Source organism: Chromobacterium sinusclupearum (assembly GCF_002902845.1).
GTDB classification, from domain to species: Bacteria; Pseudomonadota; Gammaproteobacteria; order Burkholderiales; family Chromobacteriaceae; genus Chromobacterium; species Chromobacterium sinusclupearum.
In genome coordinates this window covers 60,348-73,330 of the sequence record NZ_PPTF01000043.1, presented here as the reverse complement: position 1 = coordinate 73,330, position 12,983 = coordinate 60,348, and the positions used below count along the sequence as shown (strand labels likewise).

At 62.5% G+C, this 12,983-nt stretch carries 15 protein-coding genes and 3 tRNA genes; 13 read left to right on the top strand and 5 right to left on the bottom strand.

Annotation, left to right across the window (positions count from 1 at the left end):
- The first annotated feature begins 60 nt into the window (after positions 1–60).
- The 6 genes from cysK to C2134_RS10745 all read left to right on the top strand — a co-directional run bounded on the left by cysK (position 61) and on the right by C2134_RS10745 (position 3,897).
- Entirely contained in the window at positions 61–993 is a 933-nt protein-coding gene (gene cysK, locus C2134_RS10770; RefSeq protein WP_103319925.1) for a cysteine synthase A, read from the top strand.
- A 120-nt stretch (positions 994–1,113) separates the two neighbouring features.
- Positions 1,114–1,578 (top strand): hypothetical protein, encoded by a 465-nt coding sequence (locus C2134_RS10765; RefSeq protein WP_103319956.1) that lies wholly within the window; start codon positions 1,114–1,116, stop codon positions 1,576–1,578.
- Positions 1,579–1,986 (top strand): YchJ family protein, encoded by a 408-nt coding sequence (locus C2134_RS10760; protein WP_103319924.1) that lies wholly within the window; start codon positions 1,579–1,581, stop codon positions 1,984–1,986.
- A gap of 95 nt (positions 1,987–2,081) precedes the next feature.
- Complete coding sequence (locus tag C2134_RS10755) at positions 2,082–3,113, top strand: histone deacetylase family protein (protein WP_103319922.1); 1,032 nt, start codon at positions 2,082–2,084, stop codon at positions 3,111–3,113.
- A gap of 86 nt (positions 3,114–3,199) precedes the next feature.
- Positions 3,200–3,499 carry a hypothetical protein gene (locus C2134_RS10750; protein WP_071108202.1) on the top strand — a complete coding sequence of 100 codons (300 nt, stop codon included), beginning with the start codon at positions 3,200–3,202 and terminating at the stop codon, positions 3,497–3,499.
- A 119-nt stretch (positions 3,500–3,618) separates the two neighbouring features.
- Entirely contained in the window at positions 3,619–3,897 is a 279-nt protein-coding gene (locus C2134_RS10745) for a hypothetical protein (RefSeq protein WP_233196416.1), read from the top strand.
- Between the two features lie 65 nt (positions 3,898–3,962).
- Here C2134_RS10745 and C2134_RS10740 read toward each other — a convergent pair whose 3' ends face one another.
- Positions 3,963–4,439 (bottom strand): glutathione peroxidase, encoded by a 477-nt coding sequence (locus C2134_RS10740; RefSeq protein WP_103319920.1) that lies wholly within the window; start codon positions 4,437–4,439, stop codon positions 3,963–3,965.
- 277 nt (positions 4,440–4,716) lie between these two features.
- Positions 4,717–5,289 carry a dCTP deaminase gene (gene dcd / locus C2134_RS10735; RefSeq protein WP_043625225.1) on the bottom strand — a complete coding sequence of 191 codons (573 nt, stop codon included), beginning with the start codon at positions 5,287–5,289 and terminating at the stop codon, positions 4,717–4,719.
- 214 nt (positions 5,290–5,503) lie between these two features.
- Here dcd and C2134_RS21550 point away from each other — a divergent pair, with 214 nt between their 5' ends.
- From C2134_RS21550 to C2134_RS10715, 4 genes are all read left to right on the top strand, one after another.
- Positions 5,504–5,734, top strand: a complete 231-nt coding sequence (locus tag C2134_RS21550; RefSeq protein ID WP_043625227.1) for a FeoA family protein — start codon at positions 5,504–5,506, stop codon at positions 5,732–5,734.
- The gene (feoB, locus tag C2134_RS10725) at positions 5,731–7,500 is read left to right on the top strand and encodes a ferrous iron transport protein B (protein ID WP_103319918.1); all 1,770 of its coding nucleotides are present in this window, start codon (positions 5,731–5,733) and stop codon (positions 7,498–7,500) included. The genes C2134_RS21550 and feoB overlap by 4 nt, the downstream gene beginning before the upstream one ends.
- A 47-nt stretch (positions 7,501–7,547) precedes the next feature.
- Positions 7,548–8,015 (top strand): bacterioferritin, encoded by a 468-nt coding sequence (bfr, locus tag C2134_RS10720; RefSeq protein ID WP_103319916.1) that lies wholly within the window; start codon positions 7,548–7,550, stop codon positions 8,013–8,015.
- A gap of 194 nt (positions 8,016–8,209) precedes the next feature.
- Positions 8,210–9,160 carry a dihydroorotate oxidase gene (locus C2134_RS10715; RefSeq protein WP_103319915.1) on the top strand — a complete coding sequence of 317 codons (951 nt, stop codon included), beginning with the start codon at positions 8,210–8,212 and terminating at the stop codon, positions 9,158–9,160.
- Here C2134_RS10715 and C2134_RS10710 read toward each other — a convergent pair.
- Positions 9,157–9,936 (bottom strand): DODA-type extradiol aromatic ring-opening family dioxygenase, encoded by a 780-nt coding sequence (locus C2134_RS10710; RefSeq protein WP_103319913.1) that lies wholly within the window; start codon positions 9,934–9,936, stop codon positions 9,157–9,159. The two genes, C2134_RS10715 and C2134_RS10710, sit on opposite strands and share 4 nt — an antisense overlap.
- 366 nt (positions 9,937–10,302) lie before the next feature.
- On the bottom strand, positions 10,303–11,280 hold the full coding sequence (locus C2134_RS10705) for a recombination-associated protein RdgC (protein ID WP_103319911.1): 978 nt from the start codon (positions 11,278–11,280) through the stop codon (positions 10,303–10,305).
- Positions 11,281–11,375: 95 nt separating this feature from the next.
- Between C2134_RS10705 and C2134_RS10700 the strand changes: the two genes are divergently transcribed.
- The 3 genes from C2134_RS10700 to C2134_RS10690 all read left to right on the top strand — a co-directional run bounded on the left by C2134_RS10700 (position 11,376) and on the right by C2134_RS10690 (position 11,747).
- Positions 11,376–11,452, top strand: a tRNA-Pro gene (locus C2134_RS10700).
- Between the two features lie 80 nt (positions 11,453–11,532).
- Positions 11,533–11,609 (top strand) — tRNA-Pro (locus C2134_RS10695).
- Between the two features lie 62 nt (positions 11,610–11,671).
- Positions 11,672–11,747 (top strand) — tRNA-Thr (locus C2134_RS10690).
- A gap of 359 nt (positions 11,748–12,106) precedes the next feature.
- Here the strand turns inward: C2134_RS10690 and C2134_RS10680 are convergent.
- On the bottom strand, positions 12,107–12,943 hold the full coding sequence (locus C2134_RS10680; protein ID WP_103319910.1) for an SPOR domain-containing protein: 837 nt from the start codon (positions 12,941–12,943) through the stop codon (positions 12,107–12,109).
- Positions 12,944–12,983 lie beyond the last annotated feature (40 nt).

The window sequence follows — 12,983 nt, the reverse complement described above, 5'->3', positions numbered from 1 at the left end:
ATTGATTATGATGCTGGGGAATATCAGAACCGATATTTCTGGTTGATGAGGAATAAGACGATGCGCATTGCCAATACCATCACCGACCTGATCGGCAACACGCCGCTGGTCAAGCTTAACCGCGTTGCCGAGGGCGTCGGCGCCACCGTGGTCGCCAAGCTGGAATTCTTCAATCCGGCGCACAGCGTCAAGGACCGCATCGCCGTGGCGATGCTGGACGCGGCGGAGAAGGCCGGCAAGATCAAGCCGGATACCGTCATCGTTGAACCGACCTCCGGCAATACCGGCATCGGCCTGGCCATGGTGTGCGCGGCGCGCGGCTACAAGCTGGTCATTACCATGCCGGAAACCATGAGCAAGGAACGCCGCCAGCTGCTGAAGGCCTACGGCGCGGAGCTGATCCTGACGCCGGGACCGGAAGGCATGGGCGGCGCCATCGCCAAGGCCAAGTCGCTGGTCGACGAATACCCCGACACCTATTTCATGCCGCAGCAGTTCGAGAATCCGGCCAATCCGGAGATTCACCGCAACACCACGGCGGAAGAGGTGTGGAACGATACCGACGGCAAGGTGGACATCTTCGTGGCCGGCGTGGGCACCGGCGGCACCATCACCGGCGTGGGCGAAGTGTTGAAGGCGCGCAAGCCTGGCGTGCAGATCGTGGCGGTGGAGCCGGACGCCTCGCCGGTATTGTCCGGCGGCGCCAAAGGGCCGCACCCGATCCAGGGCATAGGCGCGGGCTTTGTGCCGGGCATCCTGAATACGCAGATCTACGATGAGATCATCCGCGTCAAGAACGAAGACGCGCTGCAGACCGCGCGCGACGTGGCCACCAAGGAAGGCATCCTGGTGGGCATCTCTTCCGGCGCGGCGGTGTGGTCGGCGCTGCAACTGGCCAAGCGCCCCGAAAACGCCGGCAAGCTGATCGTGGTGGTGATTCCGTCGTTCGGCGAGCGTTATCTGTCGACGGTGCTGTTCGAGCATCTGGCGTAAACCGTTTCGCGGTTAGCGCTGAAGCCCGGCTGCCGCCGGGCTTTTTTGTCGCAATCCGTCATCGATTGTGAAATCCGCGCCATTGACGGCGCAAGGGCCTGACGGGCTACAATGGCCGCCATGAAAAGACTGATCATCGGTTTGACGGTGCTGGGCGGCTTGACCGCCTGCGGCAGCCTGCAACAGATCGCGGCGCCGGTGCATCCTGGCGGCGGCGCGGCCTCGACGCCAACGGTTCGCCCCGCCTCCAGCAAGGTGGACCAACTGCTGGATGAGGCGAATCGGCTGGCCGATCGCGTCAAGTCTGGCGAGCTGACCCGCACCGCGGCGGCCGACCAGCTTGGCGCGGCGCGCTTGCGCATTGCCGGCGCCAATGCCGTCGACAACGACAATTTCGCCATCTACCGCCAGCTGACGGTGGAGCGCGAAGCGGGACGCATCGATTCCGATGCCTTCCGCGCCAGGCTGGAGGCCCATCTGCGCGAATGGATGCGCCGCTGGCCCAAGTACACGCCGAAACCGGCCGATCCCGCTTTCAGCAATTTTCTGCTCAAGTTGTACGGCCTGCCCCCGCTGGGTTACTGAATGAAGTCGAAGAAACACGCCTATGTCGCCTGCCCCTGCGGAGGCGGCGATCTGGCGGCCTGCTGCGGCCGCTATCATCAGCCCGACGCGCCGCCGGCGCCCACCGCGCAGGCGCTGATGCGTTCCCGCTACAGCGCCTATGCGCTGGGGCTGGAAGACTATCTGCTGGCCACCTGGCATGCGTCCACCCGGCCTGAACAATTGAATCTGGCCGAAGACGCTGGCGTGGTGAAATGGATAGGGCTGGAAATCCAGCGTTGCGAGGCCGGATTGGACGGCGATGAGGCAGGGCTGGTCGAGTTTGTCGCCCGTTACAAAGTGGGCGGCAAGGCTGAGCGCCTGCACGAGGTCAGCCGCTTCGTCCGCGAGGATGGACGCTGGTATTACGTGGCCGGCCAAGTATCCTGATCCGCGCTTGCTCTGGCGCAAATGTGCCGCGAACAAGGTTTGACCCCTGGCATGCCATGGCGGGAGCATAGAGTTTTCCATTGCCGGAAAAGTCCATGCTTACCATCTATTCCGATTCCCACCGTCTGCAGCACGGCCGTTCCGAGTTGATAGACGGCACGCTGAAGCCTTGTTTCGAAACCCCTTCCCGCGCCGACATGGTGCTGGCCGCGGTGCGGCAGCGCGATCTGGGCGACGTCGCGCATCCGCGCCGGCATGGTCTGGAGCCGATTCTACGCGTGCACGACGAGGGGTATGTCCGCTTCCTGGAAACTGCCTGGCAGCGCTGGAGCGAGATGGGGCGCGATTATGACGCCTTGCCCAAGATGTGGCAGATCCGCCGCTTGCGCGAGGCCGTGCCGGAGCATGTGGAAGGCCAGCTCTGTTACTACTCGATGGACTGCGGCACGCCGATCACCGCCGGCACCTGGCAGGCGGCCACCGCTTCCTCCGATGTGGCGCTGACCGCGGTGGACAGGCTGATCGGCGGCGAGCGCGCCATCTTCGCGTTGACCCGGCCGCCCGGTCATCATGCCGCGCGCGACTATTGCGGCGGGTATTGCTTCTTCAATAACGCCGCCATCGCCGCCCAGGCGCTGCGCGATCGCGGCGCGCACCGGGTGGCCGTGCTGGACGTCGATTACCACCACGGCAACGGCACCCAGGATATTTTCTATCACCGCTCCGACGTGCTGTTTTTGTCCATCCACGGCGATCCGCGCACGGAATATCCATTCTTCCTGGGTTTTGCCGACGAAAAGGGCGAGGGCGAGGGGCTGGGGTACAACTTCAATTTTCCGCTGGCGGCGGGTTCCTGCGTCAGCACCTGGTTCTTCGCGCTGGACTGCGCGCTGGAGCAGATCGCCCGCTTCGGCGCCGAGGCGCTGGTGGTGTCGCTGGGCGTCGACACCTTCGAGGGCGACCCGATTTCCCGTTTCCAACTGGGCACGCCGGACTTCGTCACGCTGGGGGCGCGTCTGGCGGGACTGAAACTGCCGACGCTGTTCTGCCTGGAGGGCGGCTACGCGGTGGGGCCGATAGGCGACAATGTGGTGAATGTGCTGGCCGGTTTCGAGGCGCGCAGCTAGCCCGGTTTTTTACCGCCGCTTGGCCTATGTTCAAAGAGTCTTCGCCGCGGATGGGGACGCCGCGCGGGGCATGAAACGGAGAGGCTATGGGGAAGAGTATTGACGGCTTGATCGATCGCTTGGGCACGCCGCGTCCGCCTTTGGGCGGCATATCCGCCGTGTCGCAACGCCGCGTCAGCGCGGCGCTGTCTGGCGATCTGGCTTTGGAGTTGATGGCCTTGGCGGCTGTGTTTGAAAACAGCAGCGAGGCCTTGGCTGGGGAATTGTTGGGCGCCGCCATCGCGGATGCCTGGGAGGCGCTGGATGATAGCCAGATGCTGCGCGCCACCCAGGCTTGCCGCGACATCTTGAGCGGCGCGGGGGACGGAGGCCTGCGCAGGCATTAAGTCGAAGTTTGGCGGAACGGGGCGAGGGGACGACGCAGCCGTTTTGCACGGCGGAATGCCGCAAGGCCAATACGCTTTTGCATCTGGCAACGCAAAGGGAGGCAATGATGGGATTGGCCTTGAAAACCCTGCTGACCGCGCTGGAGAGCCAGCGCATCGGCAATGTCGATTCAGGAGCGGAGCTGGATATGCCGACGGTGCGCGTGCTGGAGGTGCCTTTGGATCTGACGGCCTGCCGCGAGCTGCGCGTGTTGGCGCATGTGTTCAATGGCGAGCAGTCGGCTTTGGCGGCGGCGGTGCTGCGCGCCGCCTTGCTGGATATGCAGGCGCATCTGGACGATGAGCTGGATCAGCTGGCGCATTTGGCGCGCAACTCGCTGGATGATTGCCAGTCCTGATGGCGGCAGCGCAATAACAGGCCGGACAGCGATGTCCGGCCTTTTGTTTGGGCGCGGCGTAAGGCTTACAGCAGCTTTTCTATGGCCGTGGCCAGTTCGGCCGGCTCGGTCTGCGGCGCATGGCGGGCGACCACGCGTCCTTCGCGGTTCACCAGAAACTTGGTGAAGTTCCACTTGATCATTTCAATGCCCAGCAAGCCCGGTTGCTGCTGCTTCAGATAGCGCCACAGCGGATGGGCGTCGTTGCCGTTGACCTGGATCTTGTCGGCCATCACGAAGTCCACGCCGTAATTCTTCTGGCAAAAGTCACCGATCTCGTCAGCCGTGCCCGGCTCCTGCGCGCCGAACTGATTGCAAGGGAAGCCTATCACCGTCAGCCCTTGGTCGGCGTAGTCGGCGTGCAGCTGTTGCAGCCCGGCGTATTGCGAGGTAAAGCCGCAGCGGCTGGCGGTGTTGACCAGCAGCAGCACGCGGCCGCGGTAGTCGGTCAGTGATTGTTCGGCGCCATTCAGGCGACGGAAGGAAAAGTCGTAGATGTCCATCAGGTCCCTTTGTTTGCGTGAGCAGGCAAGCATGCGTGCGGACTTAGGGCCTGGCAAGGGGCGGAGCATAAAAAGGGGGCGTAGCGGCAAGGGGGAACCGCGACGCCCCAAGAAGAAACAGCTTGCTGTGCAAAGGGTCGGCACAACCGGGATGTCAGCTAACCCTTTGTTTAGCCTAGAACAGTTGGTGGAAATTGCGAGAGGGTTTTTTGCGGCTGCCGCAAATGCAACAGGATGGCCGGGGCCATCCTGTCTGGACAATCGTACGAAAGTACGGTCAGGGGCGGGGCAGGGTAACGCCCACCTGGCCCTGGTATTTGCCGGCGCGGTCCTTGTACGACACGTCGCAGATTTCATCGGACTCGAAGAACAGCACCTGCGCCACGCCCTCGTTGGCGTAGATCTTGGCCGGCAGCGGGGTGGTGTTGGAGAACTCCAGCGTGACGTAGCCTTCCCATTCTGGTTCGAACGGGGTGACGTTGACGATGATGCCGCAGCGGGCATAGGTGGATTTGCCCAGGCAGACGGTCAGCACATTGCGCGGGATGCGGAAGTATTCCACGGTGCGCGCCAGCGCGAAGCTATTGGGCGGGATGATGCAGTAGCCCTTGCCGGAGACTTCCACGAAGGAGTTGGGGTCGAAGTTTTTCGGGTCGACGATGGTGCTGTTGATGTTGGTGAACACCTTGAACTCGTCGGCGCAGCGGATATCGTAGCCGTAGCTGGATGTGCCGAAGGAAATCAGCTTCTGGCCGTCTTCGTCCATCTTCACCTGATTGGGCTGGAACGGCTCGATCATGCCCTGTTCCGCCGCCATCCGGCGAATCCACTTGTCCGATTTGATGCTCATAGTCGTTGGCCCGTGTGTCGTTTATTGCAATGGCTGCAATTTTAACCGTTTAGCGGCGCTTCCGGCTATGGAATTGACCGGCGGCGGCGTGAGCGTGAAGCGTTTGACCTCGGTCAAGCCGACCCGGGATTGCGACAAATTGTCGCAAGAGGCAAGGAGGCGATTCGATATACTAATGCAAATTATTCCCGTTATTATCAGGACAAAAAACATCATGTCGTCCCTGGACATCTTTCCCGCCGGCGCCCACGGCATCGTCGAGCGGCTGAATCTGGCTGAAGAAGCCTTCCGCCGCGTGGCGGCTTTCGGCCTGGTGCCGGGCTGCCGTTTCCACTTGCGCAAGGCCGCGCCCTGGGGCGGCCCCTTGCTGCTGGAAGTGGGCGCCACCCGCTTCCTGTTGCGCCGCAGCCTGGCGCGCCATATCGAAGTGAGGGCGGCGGCATGAAGCGGTTTGCCTTGATCGGCCTGCCCAATACCGGCAAGTCCACCTTATTCAACCGCTTGACTGGCATGTCGCAGCGCGTGGGCAATTGGCCCGGACTGACCGTGGAGCTGATCAGTTCGCGTTTGCTCTTGGGCGGCAAGATGGTGGAGCTGATCGACTTGCCCGGCGTCAACGATCTGACCGGCTATACCGACGACGAGGCGGTGGTCCGCGACGTGCTGCTGTCCACGCCGTTTGACGGCGCGGTGCTGGTGCTGAACGCCAGCCAACTGGACCGCCAGCTGCCGCTGGCCTTGCAAGTATTGGCCAGCGGCCTGCCCTGCCTGGTGGTATTGAATATGGCGGACGAGGCCAAGCTGCTGGGCGTGACGGTGGATGCCGACGCGCTGGCCGAGCGCCTGCAGGCGCCGGTGGTGCTGGTGTCGGCCAAGCGTATGGAAGGCTGGCCCAAACTCAATGCCGCCTTGAACCAGCTGGCCGCGCAGGATGGCCCCGCGGTGCACGCGCAACTGGAGAACGTGCCGGAGGCGCAGCGTGCCATCGACATGGCCCGCCGCAAGCTGGAAGGCTGCTGGCGCTTGCCGCCGGTGCTGCCGGTGCTGCTGACCGAGAAAGTGGACCGCTGGCTGCTGCACCCGTGGCTGGGCCTGCCGCTGTTCTTCGCCTTCATGGCCTTGCTGTTCAATCTGACCTACCAGATCGGCACCCCATTGCAGGACGCCGTGGGCGGCGTGCTGGACTGGGTCAAGGACCAGGCGCTGGCGCCGGCCGTCGCTTCGCTGCCGGCCATCCTGCAGAGCTTGGTGCTGGACGGCGTGTGGCAGGGCGTGGCGACTGTGCTGACTTTCGCCCCCATTCTATTCGTCTTCTTCGTGCTGATGGCCATGGTGGAAGACAGCGGCTATCTGGCGCGCGCCGCTTTCCTCACGGATGCGATGATGGCGAAGCTGGGGCTGGATGGCCGCGGCTTCGTGATGCAATTGATGGGCTTCGGCTGCAATGTGCCGGCCATCCTCGGCACGCGGGTGATGCGCGAGCGCAAACAGCGGTTGCTGACCATGCTGGTGATCCCGTTTTCGCTGTGTTCGGCGCGCCTGCAGGTGGTGGTGTTCTTCGCCGGCATTTTGTTCAGCAAGGCGCAGGCGCCGTGGGTGGTGTCCGGCCTGTATCTGATGACTTTCGTCGCCGCCATCATCACCGCCTGGGTGTTCAAGCGCCGCTACCGCGGCGACGAGGCCTTCCTGCTGGAAGTGCCGCCGTATCGCCTGCCGGGCGCGCGCCACATGCTGACGCGGGCGGTGGGGGAGGTGAGTGCCTTCCTGCGCCTGGCGTCCACCTTCATCCTGGCCGGCGTGGTGATGGTCTGGCTGCTGACCCACATCCCGGCCGGCCACGACAAGACCCTGGCCTACGTGCTGGGCGAGACGATGTCGCCGGTGCTGGACCCGATAGGCATCCGCGCGGAGCTGGCGGTGGCGCTGCTGTTCGGCTTCATCGCCAAGGAGATTCTGCTGGGCAGCCTGGCGGTGATTTACGGCGTGTCCGAGGCCGGCTTGGGCGGGGTGCTGGTGCAGCATCTGGACTGGGTGTCGGCGATGAGCTTCCTGATCTTCACGCTGGTGTATGTGCCTTGCCTGTCCACGGTGGCGGCTATGCACCGCGAGTCCAAGGATTGGCGTTTCACCGCGATGTCGGTCGGCTGGTCGGTGTTGCTGGCCTGGCTGCTGTCTTTCGCTTTCTATCAGGGCGTGCATCTGATGCGCTGAGCGCCTAGAATGACGGCTTGAATCACCAAGAACAACAGGAAACGATCATGCAAGGCGATCCCCAAACCCTGGCGCTGCTCAACGACCTCTTAGCCGAGGAGCTGTCCGCCGCCGACCAGTATTTCATCCATGCCGAGATGTACAAGGACATGGGGCTGAACAAACTGTTCGAGCGGATTGATCATGAGCGCGAGGATGAGTTGGAGCACGCCCGTACGCTGATTGCCCGCACCCTGTTCCTGCAGGGCAAGCCCAATGTGGCGCGCCGGGTGGCTATCAAGGTGGGCGAGGACGTGCCGGCCATGCTGCAGGCGGACCTGGAGGTGGAGTACCGCGTCGGCGCGCTGCTGAAGCAAGTGATCGCCCACTGTGAAAGCGTGCGCGACTACGTGACGCGCGACGCTCTGATGGTGCTGCTAGAAGAAACCGAAAACGACCACGCGCACTGGCTGGAGCAGCAATTGAAGCTGATTGAGCTGATGGGCGTGGAAAACTACCAGCAGGCGCAGATGTAAGCCGTTTCCTTGTGCGGAAGCGCGCCCAATGCCCGGCCATGAGCCGGGCATTGTCTTTGGCGGCGTAGTTTCTGCCAGGGCGGGAACGAAGGCAGAGGCAAGGATGCCATCCGCCGCAACCTTGACACCGCTCAGCGCGGCGCGAGGCTATTTCCTTGATACTGCGGCGGTTTCAATCCAAACCGGAGCCCGCCATGCCTGACCATTCCTCCATCGACCTGTCCGTCACCTGGCTCGGCCAGACCATGCCTGGCTGCCTGTACAACGCTTCCGGCGTGTGGTGCCGCGAGGAAGACGAGCTGGAAACGGTGCGCGCCTCCGCCGCTGCGGCGGTGATCAGCAAGAGCGCCACCTTGCACGCGCGCGAGGGCAATCCCGAGCCGCGCTACTACCGCACGGCTTTGGGCAGCATCAATTCCATGGGGCTGCCGAATCGCGGATTCGCCTATTACCTGGACTATGCGCGCCGCTACGATTACGGCTGCGGCAAACCCTTGTTTCTTTCCCTGTCCGGCATGACGCTGGATGACAATCTGACCATGCTGCGCACGCTGGCCGCGGCCGGCCTGCCGGCGATTCCGGAGATCAATCTGTCCTGCCCCAATGTGCCGGGCAAGCCGCAACTCGGTTACGACTTCGTGGCGACGACGGAGGCGCTGAACGCCTTTGACCAGGCCTGGCCCGGCCGCTATGGCGTCAAGCTGCCGCCTTACTTCGATCCGGCGCACTTCGCCGCGATGGCGGAGATTCTCAATCGCCATCCGCGGCTGGCCTACGTCACCTGCATCAATTCCATAGGCAACGGCCTGGTGGTGGATGTGGACAGCGAAGCCGTGGCGATCAAGCCCAAGGATGGCCTGGGCGGCCTGGGCGGCGATTACGTGCTGCCGACTGCGCTGGCCAATGTGCGCGAGTTCTATCGCCTGCTGCCGGGCAAAGACATTGTCGGCTGCGGCGGCGTGAAGAGTGGTCGCGAGGCATTCATGCATATCCTGGCCGGCGCGCGCGCGGTGCAGGTGGGCACCTGCCTCTATCACGAGGGGCCGGCGGCCTTTGCCCGCATCGCCGCCGAGATGGCGGAGCTGATGCGGAGCAAGGGCTATCGCCGCTTGGACGATTTCCGCGGCAAGCTGCGGACGCTCTAGTCAAAACGCCAGCACGCCATCGACAGCGAGCCCGCCCGCCAGTCGTCATGCAGCTTTTGGGGCTCCGCATCGTCGCTGGCGGCGCCAAGCGCCACCAAGAGCGGCTGGAAGTGTTCGTCGCTGGGGTGGTTCTCGCGCGCATGGGGCGCGCGCTGGCGCCAGTTCACGACATCGTCGCGCCGGTTTTCCGTCAGCGCTTGATCCATCCAGCCGGCGAATTCCGTCGCCCATGGCGCCGGCGCGCTGCCTTCCGGCTGCAGTTCCCACAGATTATGGGTGTAGCTGCCGCTGCCCAGCACCAGCACGTTCTCGTCGCGCAGCGGACGCAGCGCCCGGCCCAGGGCATAGTGTTCGGCTGCGCCTGCCTGGCGATGCAGCGAGATCATCACCAGGGGAATGTCCGCCTGCGGGAACATCAGCATCAGCGGCGTCCAGACGCCATGGTCCAGCGGGCGTTGCTGGGTCGTCGCAACCGGCAGGCCGGACGCGGAGAGCAGGCCGACAATGCGCTCGGCCAGTTCGAGGTCGGTCGCCGCGGGGTAGCGCAGCGTGCGCAAGACTGCAGGAAAGCCGCCGAAGTCGTACAGCATGTCGGGGCGCGCTTGCAGATTGACGGTCAGCGCATGCGTTTCCCAGTGGGCGGAAACGATGACGATGGCGCGCGGGCGCGGCCAGCCGCGTCCCAGCGTTTCCAGAAAATGGCGCGTGGGGCTGTCTTCTATGGGAAGCGTCGGCGCGCCGTGCGAGATGAACAGCGCGGCTTGTCGGGTATGCATGATGTGCTGCCTGCAATAAGGTATGGCGACAGCTTACGCCGCAGCGGCGGGTAAAAAAATCCCGGTTTGCTCACTGAATTGTTTCTTGCTGTTCAATAGTCTTGGCAGGATGCGCGCCATATAGGTCTTGCGCCATCATTGAAGCCAGGCAAAGCCGGCCCACATCTCTTGCAGGATCTTGCGCCAGTCTTGTTTCATCGTTCTCTCCCGGATACTGGATGCTTGCAGTATCCGCAATCCTCATAGTCTTGTTAAATTAATTGTTTGTAGTAAATAGTTAGGGTTTGGCTATGGCCCAGCGGCCAGCGCGCCGTTCGGGCGTAAAAAAACCCGGCCAGGCCGGGTGGGGTTTGCTTGGGTAGGATCTTAATCCCAGGGCACGTCGACGGCATCGCCTTTGCTTGGCGCCGACGCGCTAGCCTGGGGGGCAAGCGGCTGCGCCTGGCTGTCTTCCAGTCCGCCCAGCGCTTCCACCAGTGCTTCCACCAGTTCGCCCAGCTCTTCGCTCATCAGAATGAAGGTGGCCTGGAACAGGCTTTCGCGGTCGTCCCCGGCCTGGCTGGCTTCGTCTTGCAGCACGTCCAGGAACTGGATGCGCTTCAGTTGCAGCGTATCGGTCAGTTGGAAGCGGATTTTCTCGTTCCAGATCAGGCCCAGCTTGGTGGCCTGTTTGCCGGTGGCGATATGCTGGCGGATCTCGTCGCTGGTCAGGTCGATGCGGCTGCAGCGTACCACCGCGCCGTTTTCGCTGCCGTCTTTCAGCTCGCAGTCGGCGTCCAGCTCGAAGCCGCCGGGCGCTTCGCCTGCGGCCAACCAGTCGGTCATGGCGGTATGCGGCGCGATCTTGGTGCGCGGCAGCGCGGCCGGGAAGGGCGGCAGCGCCTCGCGCAGTTTGGAGATCAGCGCCTCGGCCTTGCTGGACGACCCGGAGTCCACCATCAGCCAGCCGCGGGCGATGTCCAGATAGGCGCTGGTGCGGCTGCTGCGGACAAAGGCGCGCGGCAGCAGGTCGTCAGTCACTTGTTCCTTCAAGGCCAGCTTTTCCTTGCGGCCTACCTTGCGCAGCTCCTTGTCTTCGATCTCCTGCACCTTCATTTCGACGAAGTCGCGGATCACCGAAGCCGGCAACACCTTGTCCTCGCGCCGCATCGAAACCATCAGGCTGCCGCGTGCCGCATATACTGGCGCTTCTAGATGGGAAGCCGGCGCAACCCACCCTTCGCTGAACCAATCGAGCCCCATGCAGGGTTGGAATGGGCGTTTTTCCAATGCCTGCAACAGCTTGTCGGCGTCCACCAGGCTTTCTTCGTTCAAACGATAAAAAGATAGTTGCCTAAACCACATATTTGTTCCATAATGCGCGTCCTCTGAAGCCGCTGATTGTACCGCAGCAAGCGATGCAGCAGCAGATTTTCAGACAAGCAGTTTTGACCGGTCGTCGGAGTGTAGCTTAGCCTGGTAGAGCGCTACGTTCGGGACGTAGAGGCCGGAGGTTCGAATCCTCTCACTCCGACCAGTTAAACAAAAATCGCTTGTCAGAAAACAGTAAACGAGGTAAAGTAGCTTCCCTCGGCGCTAGCTGAGGAAACAGTAAATCGGAGTGTAGCTTAGCCTGGTAGAGCGCTACGTTCGGGACGTAGAGGCCGGAGGTTCGAATCCTCTCACTCCGACCAGAATTCAAAAAAGCCTTGATTTTCAAATTCAGAGAATCAGGGCTTTTTTAACAGATTGGATTGCCGGTATAGCTCAGTTGGTAGAGCAGCGCATTCGTAATGCGAAGGTCGTAGGTTCGACTCCTATTACCGGCACCATAAAGAATCAGGCTCGTCAGTTTGGTTTATCTGTCGGGTCTTTTCTTTTGCTTGCATCTGTATGTTTGCTGATTTCTGCGGGTGAGTGGTTTATTGATTGCCCAGCGCAAAAGATAATATAAAACGCTTGCCAGAATTAATCAGTTAAGGTATAGTTCTTTTCTCTCAAGTCGCTGCGCGGTTTGAGATAGTGTTGGCAGTTAGCTCAGTTGGTAGAGCATCGGATTTTGATTCCGAGGGTCACAGGTTCGAGCCCTGTACTGCCTGCCAGAATTCAGAAAAAGCCCTGGAGTCAATCCGGGGCTTTTTTGCGTTTGTTCACTGGATGTGAAAAAGCCCGCGGAAGCGGGCTTTGTTTATTATTGCCCGCTGGGAGCGAGCAATGGCGCGTAGCCCAGTTCGCGCAATTTCTTCATGGCTTCGTCAGCCTCGGCCCGGTTTTTGAACGGGCCGACCTGGACGCGGGTGACGGTGTGCGCCGCAATGCCGTGTTTCTGCAGTTCTTTCACCAGTTTTTGGGCGTTGCCCATGCTGGCGAACAGGCCTAGCTGCACTTGATAGCCCACAGAGCTGCCGGCGGGTTCGGCTTTGGCGGGAGCGCTTGGCAGGGCTGTCGCGACGGGCGGCGCAACTTTTGGCGCGGCGGCGTTGTCCATGCTGGGCGCTGTGGCCGCTTCGTTGCGCGCAGGCGTGCTGGGTGGGCGAGCGCTTGCCGTTTTGCTCGGAGGCGTCTCGCGTTCCTGGCTTGCGGCTTTGCTGGCGGGTTGCGTCTGGCTTGGCGCCGTTGCGTGGGGGCTGGCCGGGTGTCGGCTGGCCGCTTGCTGGTTGGCGATGGCGGGCGTTTTGCTCAGGTCCGGCGTGGTCGGGGGGGGTGCGGCAGGCGCGACGGGCGCACCATTGCCGGCTTCCGCTGTCGGCGCGCTGCTTTGCTGCGCGGGCGCGCTGGCGATCTTGGGCGGCGTGATGATGCCGGCCTCGGGGCTGGATGCCGGTTTGACGATCTTGCCGGAGCTGGGAGTGGGGGCGTCGCTGCTCATCTCCACTTTGGGTTTGGTCAGCGCGTCCATCAGTGGAATGGCGGCCACGGCGACGGCGACCAGTCCGCCGGCAATCCATAGCCGTTTTTTCAGCTTGCTGTTGAGGTCGGATTCGTCCGGGCCGATTTGCGGCGCTTGCTGCTGATTTTGTTCTCGCATGGTGCCTGTATGGAATGTGCAGCACGTGTTTGAAAACGCT

Bases quoted from the DNA above. Each gene is read 5' to 3' on its own strand.
- cysK (WP_103319925.1), top strand. From the start codon at position 61: ATGCGCATTGCCAATACCATCACCGACCTGATCGGCAACACGCCGCTG.
- C2134_RS10765 (WP_103319956.1), top strand. From the start codon at position 1,114: ATGAAAAGACTGATCATCGGTTTGACGGTGCTGGGCGGCTTGACCGCC.
- C2134_RS10760 (WP_103319924.1), top strand. From the start codon at position 1,579: ATGAAGTCGAAGAAACACGCCTATGTCGCCTGCCCCTGCGGAGGCGGC.
- C2134_RS10755 (WP_103319922.1), top strand. From the start codon at position 2,082: ATGCTTACCATCTATTCCGATTCCCACCGTCTGCAGCACGGCCGTTCC.
- C2134_RS10750 (WP_071108202.1), top strand. From the start codon at position 3,200: ATGGGGAAGAGTATTGACGGCTTGATCGATCGCTTGGGCACGCCGCGT.
- C2134_RS10740 (WP_103319920.1), bottom strand. From the start codon at position 4,439: ATGGACATCTACGACTTTTCCTTCCGTCGCCTGAATGGCGCCGAACAA.
- dcd (WP_043625225.1), bottom strand. From the start codon at position 5,289: ATGAGCATCAAATCGGACAAGTGGATTCGCCGGATGGCGGCGGAACAG.
- C2134_RS21550 (WP_043625227.1), top strand. From the start codon at position 5,504: ATGTCGTCCCTGGACATCTTTCCCGCCGGCGCCCACGGCATCGTCGAG.
- feoB (WP_103319918.1), top strand. From the start codon at position 5,731: ATGAAGCGGTTTGCCTTGATCGGCCTGCCCAATACCGGCAAGTCCACC.
- bfr (WP_103319916.1), top strand. From the start codon at position 7,548: ATGCAAGGCGATCCCCAAACCCTGGCGCTGCTCAACGACCTCTTAGCC.
- C2134_RS10715 (WP_103319915.1), top strand. From the start codon at position 8,210: ATGCCTGACCATTCCTCCATCGACCTGTCCGTCACCTGGCTCGGCCAG.
- C2134_RS10710 (WP_103319913.1), bottom strand. From the start codon at position 9,936: ATGCATACCCGACAAGCCGCGCTGTTCATCTCGCACGGCGCGCCGACG.
- C2134_RS10705 (WP_103319911.1), bottom strand. From the start codon at position 11,280: ATGTGGTTTAGGCAACTATCTTTTTATCGTTTGAACGAAGAAAGCCTG.
- C2134_RS10680 (WP_103319910.1), bottom strand. From the start codon at position 12,943: ATGCGAGAACAAAATCAGCAGCAAGCGCCGCAAATCGGCCCGGACGAA.